At 60.3% G+C, this 24,728-nt stretch carries 19 protein-coding genes and 1 pseudogene; 12 read left to right on the top strand and 8 right to left on the bottom strand.

Going from position 1 to position 24,728, the window contains the following annotated elements; all coding sequences use genetic code 11:
• The first annotated feature begins 10 nt into the window (after window positions 1–10).
• From J7I92_RS13340 to J7I92_RS13380, 9 genes are all read left to right on the top strand, one after another.
• Window positions 11–1,264: an APC family permease gene (locus tag J7I92_RS13340; RefSeq protein WP_251039872.1), complete on the top strand. Its 1,254-nt coding sequence runs from the start codon at window positions 11–13 to the stop codon at window positions 1,262–1,264.
• A 50-nt stretch (window positions 1,265–1,314) separates the two neighbouring features.
• Window positions 1,315–2,136 (top strand): nitrilase-related carbon-nitrogen hydrolase, encoded by an 822-nt coding sequence (locus J7I92_RS13345; RefSeq protein WP_311380325.1) that lies wholly within the window; start codon window positions 1,315–1,317, stop codon window positions 2,134–2,136.
• 355 nt (window positions 2,137–2,491) lie between these two features.
• Entirely contained in the window at window positions 2,492–4,624 is a 2,133-nt protein-coding gene (locus J7I92_RS13350; RefSeq protein WP_214841193.1) for a DEAD/DEAH box helicase, read from the top strand.
• Window positions 4,617–5,270, top strand: a complete 654-nt coding sequence (locus J7I92_RS13355) for a DUF2290 domain-containing protein (RefSeq protein ID WP_214841195.1) — start codon at window positions 4,617–4,619, stop codon at window positions 5,268–5,270. Before J7I92_RS13350 ends, J7I92_RS13355 begins: the two co-directional genes overlap by 8 nt.
• Window positions 5,271–5,642: 372 nt before the next feature.
• The gene (locus J7I92_RS13360) at window positions 5,643–8,798 is read left to right on the top strand and encodes a DUF3427 domain-containing protein (RefSeq protein ID WP_214841197.1); all 3,156 of its coding nucleotides are present in this window, start codon (window positions 5,643–5,645) and stop codon (window positions 8,796–8,798) included.
• A 329-nt stretch (window positions 8,799–9,127) separates the two neighbouring features.
• Window positions 9,128–10,624, top strand: a complete 1,497-nt coding sequence (locus J7I92_RS13365; RefSeq protein ID WP_214841198.1) for a class I SAM-dependent DNA methyltransferase — start codon at window positions 9,128–9,130, stop codon at window positions 10,622–10,624.
• Window positions 10,621–11,817, top strand: coding sequence for a restriction endonuclease subunit S (locus J7I92_RS13370; RefSeq protein WP_214841199.1), 1,197 nt, complete (start codon window positions 10,621–10,623; stop codon window positions 11,815–11,817). The genes J7I92_RS13365 and J7I92_RS13370 overlap by 4 nt, the downstream gene beginning before the upstream one ends.
• 22 nt (window positions 11,818–11,839) lie before the next feature.
• Complete coding sequence (locus J7I92_RS13375) at window positions 11,840–13,624, top strand: DUF262 domain-containing protein (RefSeq protein ID WP_214841200.1); 1,785 nt, start codon at window positions 11,840–11,842, stop codon at window positions 13,622–13,624.
• Window positions 13,625–13,814: 190 nt separating this feature from the next.
• Window positions 13,815–17,240, top strand: a complete 3,426-nt coding sequence (locus tag J7I92_RS13380; RefSeq protein ID WP_251039873.1) for a DEAD/DEAH box helicase family protein — start codon at window positions 13,815–13,817, stop codon at window positions 17,238–17,240.
• A 228-nt stretch (window positions 17,241–17,468) separates the two neighbouring features.
• Here the strand turns inward: J7I92_RS13380 and J7I92_RS23920 are convergent, their stop codons facing one another.
• Complete coding sequence (locus tag J7I92_RS23920; RefSeq protein WP_311380327.1) at window positions 17,469–17,738, bottom strand: HNH endonuclease signature motif containing protein; 270 nt, start codon at window positions 17,736–17,738, stop codon at window positions 17,469–17,471.
• Here J7I92_RS23920 and J7I92_RS23925 point away from each other — a divergent pair.
• Window positions 17,658–17,870 (top strand): hypothetical protein, encoded by a 213-nt coding sequence (locus J7I92_RS23925; RefSeq protein WP_251039922.1) that lies wholly within the window; start codon window positions 17,658–17,660, stop codon window positions 17,868–17,870. The two genes, J7I92_RS23920 and J7I92_RS23925, sit on opposite strands and share 81 nt — an antisense overlap.
• A gap of 692 nt (window positions 17,871–18,562) precedes the next feature.
• Window positions 18,563–18,811, top strand: coding sequence for a hypothetical protein (locus J7I92_RS13390; protein ID WP_214841201.1), 249 nt, complete (start codon window positions 18,563–18,565; stop codon window positions 18,809–18,811).
• Window positions 18,812–19,160: 349 nt separating this feature from the next.
• On the opposite strand, the gene J7I92_RS13395 is transcribed toward J7I92_RS13390, so the two are convergent.
• Entirely contained in the window at window positions 19,161–19,346 is a 186-nt protein-coding gene (locus J7I92_RS13395) for a hypothetical protein (RefSeq protein ID WP_214841202.1), read from the bottom strand.
• A 277-nt stretch (window positions 19,347–19,623) separates the two neighbouring features.
• On the bottom strand, window positions 19,624–20,694 hold the full coding sequence (locus J7I92_RS13400) for an IS110 family transposase (RefSeq protein WP_214841203.1): 1,071 nt from the start codon (window positions 20,692–20,694) through the stop codon (window positions 19,624–19,626).
• Between the two features lie 344 nt (window positions 20,695–21,038).
• Between J7I92_RS13400 and J7I92_RS13405 the strand changes: the two are divergent.
• Window positions 21,039–21,927: pseudogene (locus J7I92_RS13405) on the top strand (IS5 family transposase).
• Between the two features lie 344 nt (window positions 21,928–22,271).
• On the opposite strand, the gene J7I92_RS13410 reads toward J7I92_RS13405, so the two are convergent.
• The 5 genes from J7I92_RS13410 to J7I92_RS13430 form a co-directional block, all read right to left on the bottom strand.
• Window positions 22,272–22,619 carry a PH domain-containing protein gene (locus J7I92_RS13410; RefSeq protein WP_214841347.1) on the bottom strand — a complete coding sequence of 116 codons (348 nt, stop codon included), beginning with the start codon at window positions 22,617–22,619 and terminating at the stop codon, window positions 22,272–22,274.
• Window positions 22,620–22,698: 79 nt separating this feature from the next.
• On the bottom strand, window positions 22,699–23,322 hold the full coding sequence (locus tag J7I92_RS13415) for a 4Fe-4S single cluster domain-containing protein (protein ID WP_214841205.1): 624 nt from the start codon (window positions 23,320–23,322) through the stop codon (window positions 22,699–22,701).
• A complete protein-coding gene (locus tag J7I92_RS13420; RefSeq protein WP_214841206.1) occupies window positions 23,319–24,080 on the bottom strand; it encodes a helix-hairpin-helix domain-containing protein in 762 nt (253 codons plus the stop codon). Before J7I92_RS13420 ends, J7I92_RS13415 begins: the two co-directional genes overlap by 4 nt.
• A complete protein-coding gene (locus tag J7I92_RS13425; protein ID WP_214841208.1) occupies window positions 24,077–24,298 on the bottom strand; it encodes a hypothetical protein in 222 nt (73 codons plus the stop codon). The genes J7I92_RS13420 and J7I92_RS13425 overlap by 4 nt, the downstream gene beginning before the upstream one ends.
• On the bottom strand, window positions 24,298–24,726 hold the full coding sequence (locus J7I92_RS13430) for a hypothetical protein (RefSeq protein WP_214841210.1): 429 nt from the start codon (window positions 24,724–24,726) through the stop codon (window positions 24,298–24,300). Before J7I92_RS13430 ends, J7I92_RS13425 begins: the two co-directional genes overlap by 1 nt.
• Window positions 24,727–24,728: the final 2 nt, after the last annotated feature.

Below are 24,728 nucleotides of genomic sequence, written 5' to 3' on the forward strand. Positions count from 1 at the left end.
CTGATCGTCCTTGGGATCTTCGGCATCCGGCGGGGCATCGCCGGCCGCCTACCTGGTGGCCATGGTCGCCATGCTGTTCACGGCGCACAGCTACGGCCGGATGGCCATCGCGTACCCCGTGGCCGGTTCCGTCTACACCTACGTCCGCCGGTCCATCGATCCCAGGGTGGGGTTCCTGGTGGGCTGGGCCATCCTGCTGGACTACCTCTTCCTGCCCATGGTCATCTGGCTCATCGGCGGCTCCTATCTGACCGCGCAGTTCCCCGGAATCCCCATCGGGGTCTGGATCGTGGGCTTCATCCTCATCACCACGCTCCTGAACATCCTGGGCATTAAGGTGGCGGACAAGGCCAACTACGTGCTGATGGCGTTCCAGCTGCTGGTCATCGTGTTGTTCTTGGCGCTGTCCATCGGCAACGTGGTGTCTACTTCAGGCGCCGGCGGCCTGGCCAGCACCCAGCCGTTCTTCAACGACACCTCCAGCTTCACCACCATCTCCGCCGGTGCCGCCATCGCCGCGTACTCGTTCCTAGGGTTCGACGCCGTCACCACCCTCACCGAGGAGACCATCGAACCGCGCAAGAACATGCCCCGCGCCATCATGCTCATCGCCCTGATCGGCGGCGGCACTTTCGTGACCGTGTCCTACGTGGCCCAGCTGGTCCACCCCGGCGGCGTGTTCGAGGACTCGGCCTCCGCGGCCAGCTCCATCGCCCTGCAGATCGGCGGGCAGCTGTTCGGGGCCGTGTTCCTCGCCGGCCTGGTGGTGGCGCAGTTCGCGTCCGGCCTCGCAGCGCAGGCCAGCGCCTCCCGCCTGCTGTACGCGATGGGCCGGGACTCCGTCCTGCCCAAGGCCGTGTTCGGCCGGCTCAATGCGAAGTTCCACACCCCCGTGGTGAACCTCGTCATCACCGGCGCCGTCGGCCTGATTGCCATTTTCCTGGACGTGGCCACCTCGACGTCGTTCATCAACTTCGGCGCCTTCACCGCCTTCACGCTGGTGAACGTTTCGGTGGTGTTCCACTACGTGCGCCAACGGCGTGCCGGGAAGCAGCTGAACCCCATCTCCTATGTGGCGGTCCCGGTGGTGGGCGCCATCGTCTGCGCCTACCTGCTATCCCAGCTGGACAGCAACGCGATTACGCTGGGAGTGTCCTGGCTGGTGCTCGGCGTGGTGGTCCTTGCCCTGATCACGCGCGGCTTCAAGGCGGCGCCGCCGGAAATGACGGCCACGGAGAAGGCGACCGTTGAGGCGGCCGCCTGAGTTCGAAGCCTAAGCTTGGATCGCCGCCTGACCAGAGGGAAGGAATAACCGTGAGGATAGCGCTCGGGCAGCTGGAGTCGGGGACCGACATTCAGGCCAACCTCGCCGCGATCGACCGGTTCGCTGCGTCGGCCGCGGCCGACGGGGCCACGCTGGTCGCATTCCCGGAGTACGCCACGTACGAGAAAAAGAAGGTGGACGCGACGTTCCCCGAGATGGCCGAGCCGCTGTACGGTCCCGTCTGCCAGAAACTAGCCGCGACAGCCCGCCGCCACCGGATCGCGTTGGTGGCGGGCGTGGTGGAAACCTCGAACGAGCCGGGTAAGGCGTACAACACGCTGGTGGCGTTCGGGCCGGATGGTGAGCGGCGGGCCGTCTACCGGAAGATCCACCTCTTCGACGCGCAGGGTTTCGGGGAGTCGACGTTCATCAAGCCGGGCCCGTCCACCAGCCCGGTGGTGTTCGATTTCGGGGGAGCGCGCTTCGGCCTGATGACCTGCTACGACCTGCGGTTCCCGGAATTGGCCAGGTCGCTGGCCGACGCCGGCGCGCAGGTCCTGCTGGTCTGCTCGTCCTGGGTGCCGGGCACGCACAAGACAGAGCAGTGGCTGGCGCTGAACGCGGCGCGCGCCATCGAGAACAGCCTGTACGTGGCAGGGGGGTGTGCCAGACGCCGCCGGTGTCCGTGGGCAGGAGCGTGCTGGTGGATCCTATGGGGTTTGTTGAAGCCGATCTCGGGCTGGAGCCCGGTGTTCGGGCGGTGGATGTCTCGCTTGCGGCGGTGGCGCGGGTTCGGGAGCTGTTCCCGATGTTCCGGCAGCGGCGGTTGTAGGCTACAGGCCCATCTCGTCGCTCAGCGACGATGGCGGTGAGGTCCGGTTCCTGGTGGAGGAGTTCGTCGAGGCCGGGCGGCGCCTTTGTAAAAGTCGCTGCCGGTGGCGGTGTTGGATGGAAGCGCGTAACCCAAACGGTTTACCTCATCGGTTTCGTGATCTGCTGCACCTAGACCAAACGGGGGCGTGGACTCTTGTTGTATTTTTCGTAAACGGGGCCGACCACATCCGTTGCCCCAATCGGTGTGAGTGTGGACGTGGGGTTCCCGTGCCATGGCCCATCTCCTTGTCCGAGGATCAGTGGACAACCTGATCCTGCGACATTTAGTCACGAGTCAACGCTGGACGTGGCGACAGCCTATGATTCTCAGGGAACCAACCTAAGAGGTAAAGCATGACGAAGAACCTGACAATCATCATGGGGACGGGCAAGAATCAGGCCGCGGCAGCAATGCTGATAGCTGTTCTAAAGGAATTGAATAGTTCAGGAACGCTCTACCTAGGCTATCCCCTCCTAGCCACTGCAGATGAACCCATAAATGTCGATGCGATCCTCGTCAGCGCCGATCACGGAATTGTTGCATTCCGCTTTTCAGACGAAAGCCCTTCCGCTGAATCCGGCTGGGAAGATCTGATCGCCGATCAAGACCGCCTCTTTACCGGCCTTGAAGCCCATTTGCGCCGATACGAGTCACTCAGGCAGAGACGCGGGTTAGCGTTCGAGATCAACACCGTGACTCTTTTTCCGAACCAAGTCAGAGAAGTTCCCGACACCGAAGGCGCATACCTTGCGTTCGGTGACCTTGCACAGTGGCTTCAAGGGCTCGATCCGCTAGATGGATCGCTAGTGACCCAGCTACTCTCCGTCCTGCAGCGAGTCACAAATATCAAACCGATGAAAAGGCGAGTTGATGTGAGCCGCGAGGGCTCGCGAGGATCCAAACTGAAGATCATCGAGAAATCGATCGCAAATCTTGACCGTTGGCAGCAAGCCGCAGCTATTGAAACACCGGACGGACCGCAGCGAATTCGCGGTCTAGCAGGTTCTGGTAAGACAGTCGTCCTGGCGTTGAAGGCCGCTTTTCTCCATGCGAAGAATCCCGGCTGGGATATAGCGTTTACCTTTCAGTCGCGAGCTTTATACCAACAAATCGATGACTTGATTACTAGATTTACTTTCGAACACATGAATGACCGACCCGATGCTAGCAAGTTGCAAGTCCTGCATTCATGGGGCTCTGCAAGTAAACAGGGTATCTATAGTCGAATTGCCACGAGCCTCAATGCTCCCGTTCGCGATTTTGCTTATGCTAGCGGGGTTTTTGGTCGGGAAAATGCCTTTCAGGGCATCTGCAAGGAGCTTCTAGATATTGCTCGAGGCTCAAATATTAATCCATTGTTTGATGCGGTCCTAATTGATGAAGCTCAAGACTTTCCGCCTGAATTTTTTCAACTGATTTATCTCTTTACTCGGGAACCTAAACGCATTATATGGGGTTTTGATGAACTTCAAAAGCTTTCCGATTCGATGATGCCAGACACAGACGAACTCTTCGGTGTGGGCGATGACGGTGAGAGCTTGGTCAGCCTCCACCAAGCAGAGAATGCGCCGCAGACGGATATCGTTCTTCCCGTTTGCTATCGAAACACCCCTTGGGCCTTGGCCGTTGCCCATGGCCTAGGAATAGGCGTATATAGAACTGATGGTCTTGTCCAACATCCCGACAACCCACGGCTCTGGTCCGAAATTGGGTACGAAGTCAAGGCCGGAAAACTTGAACTGGGCGAGCATGTGTCGCTGCAGCGATCTAGTCGGAACACGCCCGAGTACTTTCGTTCGTTGCTTGTTGACCGGGACGCCCTTTCCGTTCATCATTTCACCGCGGAGGAACAACAGGACCGATGGGTCGCCGAGCAAATACGGCTAAATCTATCTGACGACGAACTTGAGGCTGACGATATTCTCGTAGTACTCCCCGACGCCTATACGGCGAAGTCTCGTGCGGCAGCGATAATATCCAATCTTTCCCGCATAGGGATCCCCGCTCACTTAGTAGGCGTGAACTCGAGCCAAGACGAAGTCTTCCGGGAAGGTTCAGTGGCGCTCACTCATATTCATCGGGCCAAGGGGAACGAGGCTCCTATGGTCTATGTGATGGATGTTCAACGAACCGTTCTTGGCCAGAACCAGGTGTCGCGGCGCAACACCTTGTTCACCGCGATCACCAGAAGCCGGGCTTGGGTCAGAGTTTGTGGTTTCGGACCGAAAATGGCTGTCATCGAGGACGAAATACAAAAAATCGTCAATGCTGACTATAAACTAGATTTTCGCATTCCTAGCGCCGAAGCCCTGAACATTTTGAGGCATAAAGAGGAAGAGTTGCCGAGTACAGATTCTCCGGGAGAAGGGATTCTCGAGCAGTTCCTTGCAGCGCTTGAAAGTGGCTCTTTGTCCTTGGATGATATTCCCGCTGAAATCCGTGCCAGAAATCCGATGAGAAGACTACTAACTGATAGCGATGAGTGATTGGAACAGTCTCCATCAGGAGACCCAGAATGTTCTGGATTACCTTCAGAAGAAGAAGCTTGCGTACTTTACCAACGCAGTATCTAAGACGCTGACGACGATATCTTGGGCTTCGGGGAGCGGTAGCGGTTTTCTTTCATATAGAGGAGATCCAACTGTCGGTCAGTATCACCAGTGGATTCTGGACGGGCAGTATTCTGCAATTTTGATCGACGGATCTTTGCTTCAGATTACATACGATTTCGAACTTGGAGAAGTTGTGGGGCATCGACTGGCATATGTTCCGTGCCCATTCGATATCGAACCAGAGTTTCTTTCGGAAATGACACCGGGGGATGCCGTTGAACTATATAGGCTTGAGAAGCTGAGTGAAATAAGGCTGCGTTCGCCCGTGCGCTTTGATTTCGCTCCGGGGCAAGCGAAGCCAGGTCATCCCGCCTCGCATTTGACGATCAATTCTGCAACCTGTCGTATTGCCTGCGCTGCGCCGATACGGATAGGAAGGTTTGTTGATTTTGTTTATCGGCACTTTTATCCGAAACTGCACATCGCCCATAATGTCTATTTTTCAGCAGTGTCGTCGGGGTCCCTTGGTTCCGACTGCATATCTGAGGAAGACGGCCAAGGTTTGCACCTACGCTGGTGAACGCAGAAGGGTCCAGCGTAGAACGGCTTGTCAACTATCCAGCGGCACTCTCGCAGATGAGGTGGCGCTGATCGCATAAGGAAGGCTGAGTGTTTGTTTGGACTTTCGCCCTTATTCGTGATCGGCGATGTCGAGGTATTGGAACTTTATTGCGAACCAAATCAATATGAGGGCTCGACCGAAGCGATGGGTGAATAGACAGATACTTTCTTGGCTCGGGATGCTGTTCCGCTCTAATGTTTCCCATCGATGCGCCTAGCGGCCAGATATTGTTAACCCCAAGACGCCGTCAATTAGCGATGCACAACCGAATCGCTGAATGGCGTCGATACCTACTTCGCTTTTCATAGTTTTACGCCTTACCCTGGCGCAGTGACTAACTTCAGTGGGGGAGAGGCAGCGGAGAAGCTGCACGAGGGCTTATACGAACTGCTCAACACAGATGCACTCGGCGATCTCCTTAACAACGAGCCGGATTTTCAGCCGACCTTCGCGGACGTCGTAGACGAAGACGCCCCGGACGTCCTCTCCCGCCACGTCGCCGACGCCGTCCGACGGGCCCTCACCGCAGCCAAGCCAACGGACAGGGTCGCCCTAGCGAACCGGCTCCTACAGGAACTGAACAATACGGACCGCATCGCAGACGGCCCCACCCAGCTCCAGTCACTCCACCGTCCGGACGCACTCAAGCGCCGACAACTTCGCCGCCCGACCACCAAGCTGAGTGATTCGGCCCTCCTCACCAACAGCAAGGACGAACCGAACCTAGCCGCGGAGCTCCGGGCAGAAATCGAGTCCGCGAACACTGTCGACCTTCTCTGCGCCTTTGTCCGCTGGACAGGCCTCCGCCTGCTCCACCCGGCGCTCGATCAGCTCAAGGAGCGTGGCGCGAAACTCCGAGTCATCACCACCACGTACATGGGCGCCACGGAACGCCGCGCCATCGACGAGCTCGTCACGCGCTACGGCGCCGAAGTGAGGATTAACTACGAAACCCAGGCAACCCGCCTGCACGCCAAGGCCTGGCTGTTCCGCCGGAACTCCGGGTTCGATACCGCCTACGTCGGCAGCTCGAACCTCAGCCAGGCTGCACTTCTGGACGGCCTCGAATGGAACGTCAGGCTCAGTTCTGTCGGCACACCTGCGTTGCTGCAGAAGTTCGAGGTCACCTTCGACAGCTACTGGGAGCAACGCGCCTTCCAGAGCTATGATCCGGAACGCGACGGCGAAAAGCTGGACGCTGCCTTGGAACGCAACGGAGGGCGGCGCACGGCAATCCCGGGGGCGGCCACTGGGCTCGAAGTTCAGCCGTTCCTCCACCAGGAGGAGATGCTCGAAGACCTAGAAGCCGAACGGCTCAAGGGCTTCAACCACAATCTCCTGGTGGCTGCTACCGGCACCGGGAAGACCGTCATCGCGGCCCTGGATTACAAAAGCCTGGGCGAGGCTGCCGGCCGAGATCTGAAGCTGCTGTTCGTCGCCCACCGGCAGGAGATCCTCAAACAAGCGATGCGCGCTTACCGCGACGTCATGCAGGACGGCGCCTTCGGCGAACTCTACGTCGGAGTGCACAAGCCCCGGCAGTGGAAGCACATCTTCGCCTCAGTTCAGTCGCTGTCATCGCTCGGCATTGAACAGCTGCCATCGGACTTTTTCGATGTGGTCGTCATCGATGAGTTCCACCGCGCCATGGCGCCCACGTACCGTCGGTTGCTGGATCACCTGCAGCCGCAGCAGCTCCTCGGGCTCACCGCGACGCCGGAACGGGGTGATGGCGTGGACGTCGCCAAGGAGTTCTTCGACGGCCGCACTGCGAGCGAGCTGCGGCTTTGGGACGCCCTGGACGCTGACCTGCTGGTGCCGTTCCACTACTTCGGCGTCTCCGACGACGTCGACCTCAGCCAGCTGGAATGGAAGCGCGGCAACTACGACACCACACAGCTGAACAACCTCTACACCGGCAACGATGCCCGCGCCGCCAAGGTGATCCGCGAACTCCGCGACAAAGTGACCAGCACCGACCAGATGCGGGCCATCGGGTTCTGCGTCTCGGTCCAGCACGCCCACTACATGGCCGAAGTGTTCAACCGGGCCGGCATCGCTTCCGTTGCTGTCGACGGCAGCACCGACGACGCCGACCGCGCGGCGGCGCTGGAGCGTCTCCGCCGGCGGGAGATCAACTGCATCTTCGCCGTCGACCTCTTCAACGAAGGCCTGGACCTGCCGCAGGTGGATACCATCCTGCTGCTCCGGCCCACGCAGAGCGCCACGATCTTCCTCCAGCAGCTGGGGCGGGGGCTGCGCCGCGCCGAGGGCAAGGCGGTGCTGACGGTCATGGACTTCATCGGACAACAACGGCGTGAGTTCCGCTTCGATCTGCGCTACCGGGCGCTGACCGGCTACGGGCGCAAGGAGCTGGAGAAGGCGGTCGAGGACGAATTCCCGTACCTGCCGTCGGGCTCCCAGATCGTGCTGGACCGGGTGGCGCAGAAGGTAGTGCTGGACAACATCAAGGCACAGCTTCGGTTCAACCGGGCGCAGCTGGTCCGGGACATTGCCTCGTATGCGGAGACGGAGCTGGAGGCTTATCTGGAGCAGTCCGGGAACGAGGTGAAGTCGATCTACCGTTCGACCAGGGACTCGTGGACCGGGTACCTACGACAGGCGGGGCTGATCGAAGGGTACTCGCCGTTGGAGGCGGTTCTCAGCGGGAGGATCCAGGAGCTCTCGGATGCCGATGAGAACAAGCTCTTGGGCCGGATGGCTGCGCTCATCCATGTGGACGATCCGGAACGCGCCGCGGCGTACTCGATGCTGGTCCGGCCTGATGCGCCCCGCTACGCGGAGCTCGGAATGAGGGAACAGACATTCGCCCGGATGCTGTTTTATACGCTTTGGGACGACGGCGGCGGTTTCCCGTCGTACGACGCCGGCCTGGACTACCTGCGCGGCTACCAGTTTGTCTGCAGCGAGATCCGCCAGATCGTGAAGCTGGGAGTGGACGCGTCCAAGCACGCCGCGAAGGGGCTCGGAGCGGGATTGCAACACGTGCCGCTGCTTTCCCACGCGACCTACCGGCGCGAAGAGGTCCTGGCAGCCCTGCAGTACGGGTCGCTGGAGCTCGGCAGGAACGTGCAGCACCGCGAGGGCGTTGCCTGGTGCCCTGCGACGTCCACTGATGCCTTCTTCGTCACGCTCAACAAGGATGACAAGAAGCACTCGGCGACAACGATGTACAAGGACTATGCCGTCGGCCTAGAACAATTTCACTGGGAGTCCCAGAACGCTACGTCCTCTGGAAGTCCAACCGGAAGACGCTATCTAGACCGTGCAGGACATAGTTCGCAGATTCTGCTGTTTACGCGCGATACGTCAGAGGACGAGACAGGTCTGACGGTTCCATACACTTGTCTCGGACAACTGGACCATCTAAAGCACGCTGGTGAGAAGCCGATTGGGATTACCTGGAAGCTGCACCGGCCGATGCCGGCGGATGTCTTTGCGACCGCCGCAGCGGTGGCGCAATGATGGTCGTACCGGCAAAACTCACAATCATTTGCCGTCGGGAGATCGGGCTTCCCTTATGGATACCGAAGAGATCTCCGGAACCCCCGTCCAAGGGACTTGTAAGCTGAACCGTTGTCATGCCGGAACGCTCGACGGCGATGCCATGGGCCGAGAATCAGCTCGCCGCCAGGCCCCAACCAAGGCGGTGACGGCATGTACGTCGCTTGGGATCTCGGTGTAGGCGACCCGGGGCTGCTCCCTGCGATCGGGGGGCCTAACGCTCTCACATGATGGGTTGCCGTCCTTGAGCAGTGTCGCAGCCAATGCAGGCTCTCTAATAGGATGAGCCGGTGATAACAGGCGAAATCAAATCTCAGGTAGACAAGGTCTGGAACGCGTTCTGGACCGGCGGCATCTCCAACCCACTGGAAGTCATCGAACAGATCACATATCTGCTCTTCCTGAAGCGCCTGGACGAGAACCAAACGCGGGCGGAGAACAAGGCCAACCGCACCGGCAAGCCGGTCGAGAACCCGGTCTTCCCCAGCGGTCTGGATGAGAAGGGCCGCTCGTACCAAGACTTCCGCTGGAGCAAGTTCAAGAACTTCTCCCGCGACGAGATGTTCACCGTCTTCACCGAGCACATCTTCCCATTCCTGCGCACCGGGCTGGTCCAGCTGGCCACTGGCGAGGAGTCCTCCTATGCCCAGCACATGAAGGACGCTCGCTTCACTATCCCCAACGCCGGGCTGCTGGAAAAGGTAGTCGACATTATCGACGAAATCCCCATGGACGAGCGCGACACCAAGGGCGACCTGTACGAATACATGCTCGGCAAGATCGCCTCGGCCGGACAAAACGGCCAGTTCCGCACCCCCCGCCATATCATCGACCTGATGGTGAAGATGACGGCGCCCCAGCCGATGGAAGCCATCTGTGACCCCGCCGCGGGCACCGCAGGATTCCTGGTGCAGGCAGGCGAATACCTTCGGCAACACAACCCCAACCTGCTCACCAGCCCGGAACAAGGCAAGTTCTTCCATCACGGCCAGTTCCACGGCTACGACTTCGACAGCACCATGCTCCGCATCGGCTCCATGAACATGCTCCTGCACGGCGTTGAAGACCCGGACATCACGTACCGTGACTCACTCGCGGACCTGCACAGCTCCGAGGAAGAAAAGTACGACGTCATCCTCGCCAACCCGCCCTTCGCTGGCAGCTTGGACTACGAGAATGTTGCCAAGGACTTGCTCTCCCTGGTCAAGACCAAAAAGACGGAACTGCTCTTCCTGGCCCTGTTCCTGAGGCTGCTCAAGCCCGGCGGTCGGGGCGCCGTGATCGTGCCCGACGGCGTGATGTTCGGCTCCTCCGCAGCGCACAAAGCGCTGCGGAAAATGCTTGTTGAGGACCATAAATTCGAGGGCGTGGTTAAACTCCCCTCGGGCGTTTTCAAACCCTATGCGGGGGTTTCGACCGCGATCCTGTTCTTCACCAAGACCAACTCCGGCGGCACCGACAACGTCTGGTTTTACGACGTCGCCTCGGACGGCTTCAGCCTCGACGACAAGCGCGCACCGCTGGAATCATCGGACCTCGACGACGTCCTGGCCCGGTGGCAGACGCGGACGACGACGGAGGCGGCCCGGACACGCACCGACCAGTCCTTCCTCGTCCCGAAAGCCGAGATCGCCGAAAACGGCTACGACCTCTCCCTCAACAGGTACAAAGAAGTTGAGCACGAAGAAATCGACCACAAGAAACCGGCCGACATCATTGCCGAGCTGGAAAATCTTGAACTCGAGATCACCGTCGGCCTCGGCGAGCTGAAAGAACTTCTCAAATGAATACCACGCAGCTAGGAGATTTGGCTGACCTTCGTGCGGGCTTTGGTTTTCCCAAGATGTATCAAGGGAGAAGCCTTGGGGAGCTTCCATTTGCCAAAGTCGGTGACATCTCACGTGTAGGACGTTCCGGCAGTAATGTCCTGACAACTGCAGGTCACTATATAGACGAGGTGGATCTGACGGCCCTAAAAGCCCGCGCGGTTCCTGCAGGCAGTACTCTGTTTGCGAAAATCGGGGAGGCCATCCGTCAGGAACACCGTGTGATGGCCGGCTGTTCGGTAGTTATTGATAACAATGCGATGGCGGCGGTTCCAAAACCTGGCGTGGACCCTGGGTATCTCTTTCGTTTCCTGCAAACGGTAAACATGTACTCCATGACCGCGTCAACAACTGTGCCCGCCCTTCGGAAGTCGGACCTGGAATTGATACCGGCGCCGCGAAGAGACATAGTTCAGCAGCGGCGGATTGTGTCCATCCTGGACAAGGCCGACGAGCTCCGTACCAAACGCCGTCAGGCCTTGGCGCAACTTGACGTCCTTGCTCAGTCCCTCTTCCACAACATGTTCGGCAACGTTTCGCTGAATGACAGAGGGTGGGAAAGTGATACGAAACTGGCCGATGTGGCAGAAATTTCTTCCGGAATCACCAAGGGTCGAAGGACAAACGGACAAGACCTGACGACCGTGCCCTACATGGCCGTTTCGAATGTGCAAGACATGAGCTTGAAGCTCGAGACAGTTAAGTACATTGACGCTACGCCTGAAGAAATCGATCGGCTCAAGCTACGAAAGGATGACCTACTCCTGACCGAAGGCGGTGACCCGGACAAACTCGGCCGAGGCACGTTGTGGGCAGAGCAATTGCCATTGTCCATTCATCAGAATCATGTTTTCAGGGTTCGAGTCGTCAGGGAGCACGTAATTCATCCACTCTTTCTAAACTGGATCGTAGGCAGCTCTAGGGGAAAGTCGTACTTTCTGAAATCGGCAAAGCAGACAACCGGGATCGCGTCCATCAACATGACACAACTCAAGGCTTTCCCGCTCCTTGTACCGCCATTTCGGCTCCAAGAGGAGTTTGCGAGGCGCGTTGCTATGATTCATCGACTCAGAGACCGCCATAGCGACCAGTTGGCCGAGCTCGATGCACTTTTCGCCTCTCTCCAGCACCGCGCCTTTAGCGGCCAGCTCTAAACACCCATCGAAAGAACCGCCAATGATCGATTCAGTGAAAGACTGTGCCGTCTCAAGCCTTCTGGGCGTCGACCACAAGATTGTCTATGTCATTCCCCCTTATCAGCGCGAATACACATGGTCCAAGTCGCACTGGGAGGACTTGATTGACGATGTACTGGGCGCCCCAGAGGGATATTTCTTGGGTTCGATCATCTGCATCAACCAGCAAAAGGACGCCACGGACATCGCCCAGTTGGAACTCGTGGACGGTCAACAGCGAATGACCACATTGTCCATTCTGCTCACGGCACTATATTCGTGTTTGGCCCTGCGTAAAGACAATCTCGATGAAGATGAGAACGCATCCCTGATCAATCTGCGGCGGAAGCTTGTCCTCAAGGATCCGACGGACCACCCAAGGCTCACTCCGCAACGGCAGAACAACAATGCTGGTGACTATGTCGCCGTTCTTCGCGAAGCAGGCGTCGTCAAACAGCATAAGAGTAAGCCAGGCAACCTGGGCAACCGACGGATCATGAAATGCTACCGCTATTTCGTGGATCAGATTGAAGCTCGCCTCAGCATTGAGGAGCCGGCCCATGTCCAGCTGTTGAAGATGGTTGAGCAGGTCTCCGCCGCTGTGCTGGTCAAGATCGAAGTTAAGAATCATTCGGACGCCTACGTCCTCTTCGAGTCGCTCAATAACCGCGGTGCACAGCTAACGCCGATCGATTTGATCAAGAACAAGCTGCTGGCCTCCACGCATGGGAAAGACGCACTGGCTGTGGAAGCGGTCTTTGAGGAATGGATGGGCATCATCGACCTGCTGGGGGACGACTACTCCTTGCAAGAACGGTTCTTCCGCCAGTATTACAACGCCTTCAAAGAAGTACTGAATGACGTGGTCAACGAGCCGGTGGCTACAAGGTCCAACCTGATCCGCATCTACGAAAAGCTGATCGAGCATGGACATGAGGAATTTGTCAGCCGAATAAGTGCAGCAGCCGAGGTTTACAGCCAAATTGCTGGCGGATCACGGAGCTCCGAGAACCCTGCGCTGAACGCCGCATTGATCCGGCTTCGCAGGGCGCAGGGGGCGCCATCGCACTTGCTTCTCATGTACTTGATGACGAATCAGGGCCGCCTGAATCTCACCGATGGCGATCTAGTCGCGATTTGCGACCTGCTGGTTGCCTTCTTCGTTCGCCGAAATGTTACGGGACTGCCGGCTACCTATGAGCTCCAGCGTCTCTTCATGGCCATCACCCACCAACTGCACCATGGCGTCGGCGAGCCCATTTTCGAAATGCTGCGTGAACGGCTGGTCGGCATTTCGTCGTCCGACGAGTTGTTCCGCGAAAAGCTCGCTGGCAACGCTTACGAAGACGCCTACGACATGACCCGCTTCATTCTGTGTTCGCTTGCGGAGGCGAGCATGACGGACGAGACACGCGTAGATCTTTGGGCAATGGAGGGAAAGAGACATGCCTGGTCCGTTGAGCACATCTTCCCCCAAGGTGCCAATATCCCCGCATCCTGGGTTGACATGTTGGGCGGATCCCCAGAGGTGGCGAAAGCCGTGCAGGCGGAACACGTTCACACTCTAGGGAATCTGAGCATCACGCGTTTCAATGCAACGCTTAGCAATAAATCGTTCCTCGACAAACTCGATGCTAGAGACAGCAACGGTAACTCTGTGGGGTTAAAGAATATGCTTCGAATCAATGATGACGTGATCAGCGAATCGACCTGGACGAAGCAGCACATAATCCGGCGAAGCCAACGGTTGGTTGACGCGGCTTTCAACTACTTCCGGCTTAAGTAGTTGAGAAGTTCCTAGACTCCGCCGGCGGAGGCTAGGGCGTTTCCGCGCGTCCAGGTTTCTGCAAGCGTTCCTGCCGGACCGGCCAGTCGTTGGGCGTACTAGGCGAAATTGCGCTGGAACGGATGTTGCCCTGCGAAGCGGCAGGCTGCATCGGCTAGGCTCCAAACAGAAGATTGACAAAGGAGTGGCATTGGGGGATTTGGACAGCAACTTCGCTGTACTGCAGGCGGAGTGGCCACGGATCGCAAAAGAAGCGCGACTTGCCGAGCTGTATGCCCGGCGCGACCCGCGGTCTTCGCTGCTCTACGCGCGGCGGTCCGTCGAAGCACTGCTGGCCTGGCTCTACGAAGCTGATGGCTCTCTCACGATGCCCTACAAGGGTGACCTCAACGCTCTGATGTCGGAACCGACGTTCAAGAGGCTTGCGGGCGAGACCATCGTGAGCAAGTTGCACCTCATCCGCAAGGTCGCGAATAGTGCCATTCATACCAATGCTGCTATCACGGTCCAGCACTCTGAGCAGACCATCCGGGAGCTTTTCCACGTCTGCATCTGGCTAGCGCTCCGCTACACCCGGGATCCTGTCAACCGCCCGCCCGCCAGTGTCACGTTCAATGGGCAACTCCTCAGCCCGACGCCGAAACAAGGTGTTCCGGCGCCTGCCGAGAAGCCCCGTACCGCGGACCAGACGGCCAAACTCGCCGAAGAACTGGCGGCCAAGGATGCGGCGCTGGCCGCACAGAAGCAGGATAACGAGCAACTGCTGTCCCAGCTCGCGGCGCTGCGCGCGGAGATCGCTCGGGCGAAGGAAGAAAACAAGAAGCTCCCGGACAGCCACGACTACTCCGAAGCGGAAACGCGGGTCTACATCGACCTGTACCTGGGCGAAGCAGGATGGGCGTTGAACAAGGCCGAGGACCGGGAATTCGAAGTCCACCACATGCCCACCCACGCCGGCCCCACCACCGGAACAGGGTTCGTGGACTACGTTCTGTGGGGATCGGACGGCAAGCCCCTCGCCGTCGTCGAAGCCAAACGGTCAGCCAAGTCAGCCTATGAGGGGCAACAGCAGGCCAAGCTCTACGCCGACGCGCTGGAGACGGGGAAGGGCCAGCGCCCGGTCATTTACTACAGCAACGGCTACGAGCACTGGATCTGGGACGATGCCTCCGGCTACCCGCCCCGGCCGGTCCAAGGCTTCCACACCCGGGACCAGCTCCAGCTCATGGTGGACCGCCGCATCACCCGCAAACCTCTGGCCACGGCGGCCATCAACACCGAGATCGCAGGCCGCAGCTATCAACAGGCGGCCATCAGGGCGGTCACCGACGCCTTGGAAACCGATAAGGAACGCAAGGCGCTGCTGGTGATGGCGACGGGCTCCGGCAAGACGCGTACCGTCGTCGCGCTCTCCAGCCTGCTGATGCAGGCGAACTGGGCCAAACGCGTACTGTTCCTGGCAGACCGCGTCGCCCTGGTCGACCAGGCCGCCCGCGCCTTCAAAACCAATCTCCCTGGATCATCCCCCGTGGTGCTGGGCCGCGATGTGGAGGCGGAAAGCCGCATCCACATCGCCACCTATCCGACGATGATGAACCTGATCAACGAACGGACGGACGATGGCAAGGTCCTGAAGCAACGGTTCGGGATCGGCCACTACGACCTGATCATCATCGATGAGGCACACCGCTCCGTGTACCAGAAGTACCGGGCCATTTTCGACTACTTCGATGCGTATCTGGTGGGCCTGACTGCCACACCGCAGTCCGAAGTGGACCGCAACACCTACTCCCTGTTCGACATCGAGGACCACGTCCCCACGTTTGCCTATGAACTCACGCAGGCCATCTCCGACGGCTACCTCGTCCCTCCCCGGACCGTGTCCATTCCGCTGAAGTTCCCGGTCGAAGGAATTCGCTACGAGGAACTCTCGGAGGAGGAAAAGGCGGAGTGGGACTCCGCTGAATGGGATGAGGACGGGGAGATCCCCGACGCCGTGGATCCGGCCATCCTGAACACTTGGCTGTTCAACGCCAACACCGTGGATAAAGCACTCGAGGTGCTGATGACCCGCGGGCACAAGGTCGCCGGGGGAGACCGGCTCGGGAAGACGATCATCTTCGCCAAGAACCAGAAGCATGCCGAATTCATCGCCGAACGGTTCAACACCAACTACCCCCAGTACGGGGGCACCTTCGCGAAGATCATCACGCACAGCGTCAACTACGTCTCAACCCTGATCGACGCCTTCGCCCGCACCGAGGACAGTCCACACATTGCCGTGTCCGTGGACATGCTGGACACCGGCATCGACGTGCCCGAAGTGGTTAACCTGCTCTTCTTCAAGGTGGTGCGTTCCAAGACAAAGTTCTGGCAGATGGTGGGCCGCGGCACCCGGCTCAGGCCGGAGCTGTACGGACCCGGTGAGGACAAGCAGGACTTCTTCATCTTCGACGTCTGCCAGAACATTGAATACTTCAACGCCGAGCTGCCCGGTTCCGAAGGATCCCTAGGACAGTCCTTGGCGCAGCGCAGCTTCGCCGTCCGGACACATCTGCTGGCCGAAGCCCGCACTGCCGGGCTCGACGGCGACTTCGTTCCGGCGCTCCAGTCCGGTCTTATGGGCCAGGTAGCGGGGTTGCCCCGGGAGAACTTCCTGGTACGCCCGCAGCTGCAGTGGGTGGAGAAGTTCGCCAAAGCCGAATCCTGGGCAGCACTTGGCACGCAAGACCTGACGGAGCTGCAGACCAAGCTGGCCCCCTTGGCGACGCTGGCTTCCGCCGCCGACACGGAGGAAGCCAAACGCTTCGACCTGCTCATGTACCAGGCGCAGCTGGCTTCGCTAAATTCGGCGGCCGCCGTCGAGCCGTACCGTAAGAAGATCGTCGAGATTGCGTCCGCCCTGAATGATCAGCCGAACATCCCTGCCATCGCGGCACAGATGGTCCTAATCCAGTCGATTCTGGAGGGCGAAGAATGGGGTCAGGTCTCACCGCAATGGCTGGAGCTGATCCGAGTGCGGCTCCGGGGGCTGGTGCACCTGATCGAGAAGAAGCGCCGCAAAGTGGTCTATATGAACTTCGAAGACACCCTCGGCGAGATTGTGGAAGGTGAGCTGAAGGGGACCGTGACCGGATCAGTTGATCTGGCCCGTTACCGCGAGAAGGCCCGGATGTACCTCCAGGGTTTTCTGGACCACATGGCCATCCATCGCCTCCGCCGCGGGCTGCCGCTGACCGAGACCGACTTGACTGAACTCCAGCGCATGCTGATCGAGAGCGGCGCAGGTTCACCCGAGGAACTTGAAGCCGCCACCGCCGAAGCCGAGGGCTTAGGGCTGTTTGTCAGGTCACTCGTGGGCATGGATCGCCAGGCGGCCTTGGATTCCTTGTCCGAGTTCGTGGGGGAGAAGACTCTCAATGCCAACCAGCTGCACTTCGTTGACATGATCGTGCAGCAACTCACGGAGAACGGCGTTGTGGACGTCGGTGCGCTGTACGAGTCTCCCTACAGTGACGCCGCTCCTGCCGGGCCGGAGAGCCTGTTCCCGGATACGGACGTCGATCTGCTAGCAGAGGCGCTGAAACGGGTCCGCATTTCGGCGATGGTGGGGTAGTGCGGTTCTCAGGCGAGGATCTTAGGGAGGCTGCGGACATGGCACATGAACCTCACCACGAAGTACCTGAGTCGGCAGAGGCATCGACAAACGTCTAATGCCGGCCAGGACGCTTGCGTGGAGACCGCTGAGTAAGGGTCCTGTTGACCGGCGGTGCATGTGCCTACGCAGCCATGAGGAGGCCGTTAAGAGCTCCGTGATAGGCCGGCTGTTAACCGCGACGGCCGGCTAGGGGAGCGGCTGCCGTTCACCGACGCCGATGGAACCTGTTTGGGTGACGTACTCCCGCCGCCGTCGTTCCATTCTTTCCTGTTGGCCCGGCGAGGGAATCCTGGCGCTCTTAGCGCGGTTGCACCTCGCGCAGGCAGCCACGAAATTCTGCAGGCTGGTGGAGCCGCCTTTGGACCAAGGATAGAAGTGGTCGCCGTGCTCGGCGGGCCGGGAACAACGACGCCGGAACCCCGCTTCCATCTCACACTGGCCGCCAGCCCGCGCCATGCCGGCGCGGCGCTGTTGGCGCGTGAAGCGCCGGACCGGATCACGGCGGTGTGTGTCACGGCCGCTGATGATGGCAGCCGCAATGATCAGGATGACAGCAAGAAAACCCAGGCGCTACGACTGCGGCGATGACGGAGTCGAACATTCCGCGCAGTACGTCAGCAGGTGACGATCCGCTCGCGCCGTAGTCTCCGTTCGTCTTCGGCATGAGCGCCAGGACCACGGCGACGCTCAACCAAACAATCACAGCGGCGTATGCCAATCGCAGAACCTGGCGGCTCCAGTAGATTCTTTTCAGTTCCAGCATGTCTTCCCCTCAAGACTCACCACAGCACCGGCGCATCGTTGCGGCCGGTATGACAGAACCCCCAAACGCGGTTGGGCTCAAACGCCCTATTCGAGGCGTTATCCGAGTCCGTCGCCTACGGCCGTTGGAAGCCGTAGGCGACGGACCTGCTTCCGGTGGACTAGCAGGTCACCCCTCGCATCCCACACCGTCATGGTTGCTGTCGAGACCGTAGATGTCCGATCCCACGACAGTGACCGGTCCGCGTACGTACGCGGGACCATTGCCGCTCCCTCCGGCGCAATCTACGTCTGATGCAATTGGTACACACGGCCCTGCATAGTTTGGATCGCATCCGGACGGAGCCGCCGGGGCGGCAGGCTGCACGGGCACCTGGGCTTTGGCGGCTGCTGCGGCTGCAGCTGCCGCGGCGGCAGCCTGCTGCTGGCGCGCCGTCTCCGCGGCCGCAGCCTGTTGACGGGCTGTTTCCGCAGCGGCCTGCTCTTGGGCCGCCTTAGCTGCAGCTTCTTGCGCTGCCTTGTCGGCAGCTGCCTTCGCCGCCGCTGCCGCCCGCGCGTCCGTTACCCGTTTTGATTCTGACTGCTCCATCCACAGCAGCTTTCCAGCGTCGCTCTTCGTGCAGATGAAGACCTTCGGCGGGTACTTTTCGGTCGCGTTTTCCGTGACGCAGCCGGATGACGCTGGTGCAGTTGGAGTGGGTGTCGGCGTTGCACTCGGGGAAGCGGACTCGCTGGCCAGAGGCGTCGTGATTGAGGCTGCCGATTGACCTCCGCATGCCGTCAGTGAAGTGATCATGGCCACAGCTAGGGCCACACTAGCCACTCGCCCTTGAGAGGTCCTTGAACGCAGCGGTGGACGGTCCAAATTGGCAGTCCCATAATTGCTCGATTTTGGCGCTACATTGCGTCGAAAGTGTGTATTCATTTATGCCCCCATAAATCAGGTTGAGAATTGCTTGCTGAGCGTAACACCTAATCTTGCATTAAATATGCAAACTGGGATTACAGAATTAGTCAAGGACACAACTGTTTATGTTTCAAGCGAATGGGCCACACCGCTGCATAAAGGGACCTCGTTCGCGGGATCTTTCCACCACTAACACACAAATCCGGCTGTCAGCCCCCAATGATCGGGGACGGGTAGCTCGTGCCCTCCTTCACTTTCAAGCGGAGCACGCACTGAAGCACGTCATCGCCGGGTACATAGCCGTCGCGTTTGAGTGCGATCTCACTGTGCGGCTGACCTGCGAAGGCCAGCATCACTGACAGGACCATCGCGCCGAAGGCCGCTGCCACCCACACCTCAGTATGCTTCGTCCGGTGTCGCCCGTTGCCCGGCACACTCTTATACGGGGGGCGAAATGCCCGGCATGGAGTTACTCGTCCGGAAACGGGGATTCTCCGGCCTTTTTGAAGAATCAACGGCGCAGCTGCACTACGAGGGTCACTTTGGTCAGCCGCATGAGGTCCGTAATCAATATGAGAGTAACGTTGCCGCCGGCTGCTGCACTCAAATCAAGCTCAACCAGAATGGGCGGTCCTTTGCAGCGCGGCCGGACTAGGGACCCCTCTATGTCTGTCAAACCGGGCTGGGTGTGGCGCCGGCTGTGTTTAGCGCTCGGTAGATCTGGCGGGCCAGATAGCGCTTAAGGCATCGGCGGATCTCCTTCGTAGTGCGGCCGTCAGCGCGCCGTTTCTCGACGTAGGCGCGGGTATCGGGATCGTGGGTCATGCGGGTGATCGTTGCGATGTGCAGGGCACGGTTCAGGCGCCGATCGCCGCCTCGGTTGAGTCGATGGCGGACGGTGTTCCCAGAGGAAGCAGGTATGGGGCTTGTACCAGCGAGGGCGGCGAACGCGGCTTCGGAGCGGACTCGTCCAGGGTGGGACCAGGCGGTCAGGGCGATCGCCGCGGTCACGGGCCCGATACCGGTCTTCTCCAGCAGCACGGCCGCTCGACTTTGGCGGACGAGGTCTGTCATCGTGGCGGTGTTGGCCGCGATGTCGCCGTCGAGCTCGGCCACCCGTTTGGCCAGGCGGACCGCCTCATTGCGAGCGGTCGCGAGCCCGATCTCTTCGTCACGGATGCGCCAGCGGGAGACCTCGGCGATCTGCTTGGAACTCAACCCTCTGCGGGCGTCGATTCCAAGGCCGACCACACGCACCAGCGCGATCAGCGCGTTAAGGGTTGCAGTGCGTTCGGCGGTCATATGGTCGCGGGCAGCAACCAGGACCCGCAGTGCGGCCCGCTCTCCATCGTCACGGCGGGGGTGGCGCAGTTCCGTGACGTCCAGGGGGAGGACTGCGGAGGCAATGCGGTGGGCGTCCAAAGGATCGGACTTGCCGATACCGCGGTTGGAGCGGGCGTTCATCCGCGCGGCCTCGACAACTTGGTAGCCACCATCTGTGACGGTGCGGGCCAGGCGAGCACCATAGCTGGCGGCGCCTTCGATGACCCACAGGGTGCCCAGGTCCCCGCCGGTGCGCCGGGCGGCCCAAGCGAGAGCGCGTGCCATTCCTGCGGGCGTGGCAGGGAACTGCTCTGCCGCCATCATCTCGCCTGTGGCAGCGGCGAGGACCGTCATGGCGTGGTTACGGGCATGGGTGTCGACTCCAACGACGTATGGGTAAGCATGCGCGACGATGGTCATTGTTAGCGGATTCCTTCCTGAGAGAGGACAACGGTCCGGCCGCTACGGGCCGGCGCCGACCTGGGAGGAAGTCACTTCGGGGCAGCACTGTGATGAGCCACGATCCCAGCGGGATCGGGCAACCTTCTGATCAAGTCACCGAGGTGGGCCGGATCGGCGCCAGCCACCCCGCCCTGGACGGACAAGTCCCTAGCAGAGCACCCCGAAGGGGCAGAGCGTGTCTTGAGTCACGAACAGGGCCGGGCGACCAGCATCAACCCTGCCAGCCAGTCCCAGACCAGCCACTTCTAAGACTCACAGCGTGTCTGCTAAATATTCGGCTTCCGATGTTTGAGGCTGGATGGATGGTTCGTTCGAATGTGGTTTCAGATAAGTTATGGACGGTGATTGAGCCTGTAGTCGCGACGGCAGGGGGTTGACGGGGGCGGCCCTGGAATGATCACCGTTTGACGCTGGAGGGCATTTGCTGGCGCTTTCGCACCGGGTCGCCGTGGCGTGATCTGCCGGTTGAGTTCGGTGCCTGGCAGTCGGTATGGGAACGCCACCGACGCTGGTCAGCCGACGGGTCCTATGAGCGGATGTTCGCGGCGGCCAAGGCCGCAACCGGGGCCCAGGACACGGAGCTGGAGTCACTGCTCTCCATTGATTCGACCAGTGTTCGGGCCCATCAGCATGCAGCCGGAGCGCCCAAGCTGAAGGTCGATCCGGACCACACAGGGGGCTATGTCGAGTTACAAGTTTCTGCCCAAGGAGCCGGCTGACCACGCGATCGGACGCTCCAGAGGCGGGCTGACAACGAAAATCCACGCTCTCACCGACCGGGCGTGCGCGCCGGTCACGATGCTGCTGACTCCCGGCCAGGCCGGTGATAATCCGCAACTGTTGCCGCTGCTTGACGCCCATAAGATCCAGGACGTCAAGCAGTTCCGACTGCTGGCCGATAAGGCCTATTCCCACCCCTCGACGCGCAGCGAGTTGCGCACCCGCCGGATCAGGCACACCATCCCGGAGCGCTCAGATCAGATCGAACGACGGAAAGCCAAAGGATCGGCCGGCGGCAGGCCACCGGCCTTCGACCCGGCAACTTACAAGGAACGCAACACCGTTAAACGCGGCTTCAACCGCCTCAAACACTGGCGCGGAATCGCAACCCGCTACGACAAGTACGCCACCACATTCCTCGGCGGCGTGCTACTCGCCGCGATAGTCACATTCCACCGCGTACACAATTAGCAGACACGGCCTAGCCACAGCAGCCACAATCAATGATTAACACGCCGAACGTGATGCCAAAAGGACCGGACCCGAAGAACACGCCGCACAATAAGCACGGCCAACCAAGAATTCCGGGTCGTAGAGACGCCGTACCAGCGTGAAGGCCCACATCTCATATGTCATCCGCTGGAAACGCGTGCCGCGGTCGCAACTTACAGCTGCAGCCCACCCAGACCATCCACGCCGGGGAGGCGCGTTGCAGCACTGCGCTCCCTGTCGAATCGCTCAGTGCGGCCATCCGGCCTCACGGGCACGCCCGCGCTTATCGCGCCGACAACGCGAAGAACCCTGGCGGCCGTGGGTCAGTGCTGAGTGCCAAGCACCGAATGAGCGATCAGCATATCCAGACGCCGCACGTCCGCCTTCTTGCCCACCTTAATTTTGATGTGGCCAGCCCGCGTCCATAGCTCGAGCTCAGCGTCCATGTCGAATGTTCCGGCATTCTCCGAGGACCACATGTTGATCGCAGAGTAGGGGAGCGAATACACCTCCACCTTCTTGCCAGTCATTCCCTGGGCGTCGCGGACGATCAATCGCTTGGTCGTAAAAATGGCACTGTCGCGAAATGTCTTATAGGCGGCCACCGGCTGCTCACCCGGGACCATTAGTTCAACGACATCGTTGGGAATCGGACATTCGGCGACGAACATCCATGTGGTCACTGCTGCTGCCTCCACGGCTGCTCCTTTGATTGGTGTGGGCTCGGTGTGGGTGATGGGCGGGACCGGATCAAGCCTGCCTCCCGCGAACCGCCCTACTGGTTTCCGTTGTCTGCAGAAGGTCCTCGAGGCCGTCTGTGTCCAGGAAGCCGGCGACGTCGATGGAGCCATTGGGACGCACCCGAACATCAACCCGGTTAGTTACGACCTCGGGATTGTACGCTTTGTATCGTTCGCTGAGGTGGATGAAGCGTTGGTTGCCGGAGCCCACCAGGGCGCGGTGGGTCTCCGGGTTTCGGGCCTGATAGGGACCGTCCACGAGCAGATCGGTCGCTGCGAGGAAGGCCTTTGTGACATCGTCCCTGCCCAGCAGGGATTCGTACTCGTAGCCGGAGAACGCGATGACTCCCAGGCCCCGCTCTTGGGCCGCCCTTGCCAAGGCGGCACCGCTGGCAGGCTGGTCAAACGGCTCCCCGCCGATAAGCGTCAGCCCTTCAACTCCCGCAGCGACGGCCTGATCGACAATTTCTGCGATGGGCGTCCGGGCGCCGCCGCGGGGACTGAACAGGTGCGGGTTGATGCAGCCCTTGCACTGGATACTGCAGCCCTGAAACCAGACCACGGTCCGCAGACCCGGACCTTCGGCGGTGGTGCCGTGCAGAACACGCGCGACCTGAAGGTGCCCGTCGGTCAAAGGTCGAGCCGGCGGGCTGACTGGGTCCCGCTGTTCATCGGCGCCGTCACCGGTGAGGGGGCCGGCGCGCTGTGCTGCGAGGCACCGAAGGTGAGCTTTGAACGGTGGGGGATGAGCACGTGCGGCGGCACCTGGGCCTTTGACATGAGCTGCTCGAAGGAAGTAAACGAGCCCACGCGCTGCCGCGCGTCAATGATGCGGTTGGCGGTTGACTGGTCCACGCCTAACGCGGTGACGAGGTCACCGGCGGTTGCTGTATTCACGTCGAGGGCCTCGTTGGGTGAAGCCTGCGGAGCGACGGACGGCGCCGGTGAGGCGAAGGCTCCGGCCGCCGCGTTGGGGTCATATCCGCGGGCCGGGGATGGGTTCCCTGCCGGCTGCGATACACCGGCTTGGGCGTACCATTTGACGTCGCTGGTGTGGGCCTTCCAGATCAGCCACTTCTTATTGGTAACAAAGGACGCCACTAGTCCGCCGACAAAGCTCGTGAACCAGATCCATCCCCAGATGGTGCTCGCCACAGAGGTTTTGGGAGCTTCTTTGGTGCCGCCGTCGAATGTGCCCGTTGCCACCATGAGGCCGACTCCGAGCACCAGAAATCCGATGCCTAGTTTGATCCACAGCTTGTTCTTGGCCTTTATTCCGCGAATGAGCAAGCCGACGCCGGTCAACAAGCCGAAGGAAAGGATGCTCCAGAGGAGCCCGGCGCTGTTTCGGAGACGCCACGTGCGTGAACAGAGTTTTTCTTCCGGAGTCATCGTTCGCTGTCCGCCTCGTAATGTAGGTGTTGGGTAGCAACCTCTTGGTTGACTGTCTGGTAGTAGGCCGGGGTCAACCGGGAATCGGAGATCACCGCGTCCGGCAATAAGGCCTGGATCGCGGCGAGGTCATCCGTGCAGCCCGGTCCCGGGCCGTGGGTCTCGGCGGTTATGGATCCGGATGCCGAAACGGTGATGGTAAAAGTCTTCTTCTGCATCACGTCGCCTGTTCGAAAACGAGTTGAACTTCGCCGTTGGCTGCTGTCTGTGAGACGAGGACCATGCCCATGTCCGCGGCGCGGGCATGCAGCGAGTCCACGGTTCGCTGTTGGAGCAGTGCACCGACGCTCATGTCCAGGGAGGCGAGCATGTTCCCGGTGACCTCGTCCGCGGCGTTATCGACCCGGCCCAGAAAGACCTCGCCGATCCGTTGGAAGGTGATCCTTCCATAGGGGCTTTTGCCGGTAATGCGTTCCTCGGCGACGCTCAAGTGGGTTGCACCCATGACAAGGAGCGCGTCCTGCAGGAGCTGGGCGTCCTTAATGCGGGTCGTCTTGCACTTTTCGCATAAGTCGGTGCTACGGGCCTCGCGGATGGCGGCAACGGCGGCGATCCCCACGGGGATCAGAAGCAGCTCGAGACTCATGG

Source organism: Arthrobacter sp. ISL-72 (assembly GCF_018613755.1).
Lineage (GTDB): Bacteria > Actinomycetota > Actinomycetes > Actinomycetales > Micrococcaceae > Arthrobacter.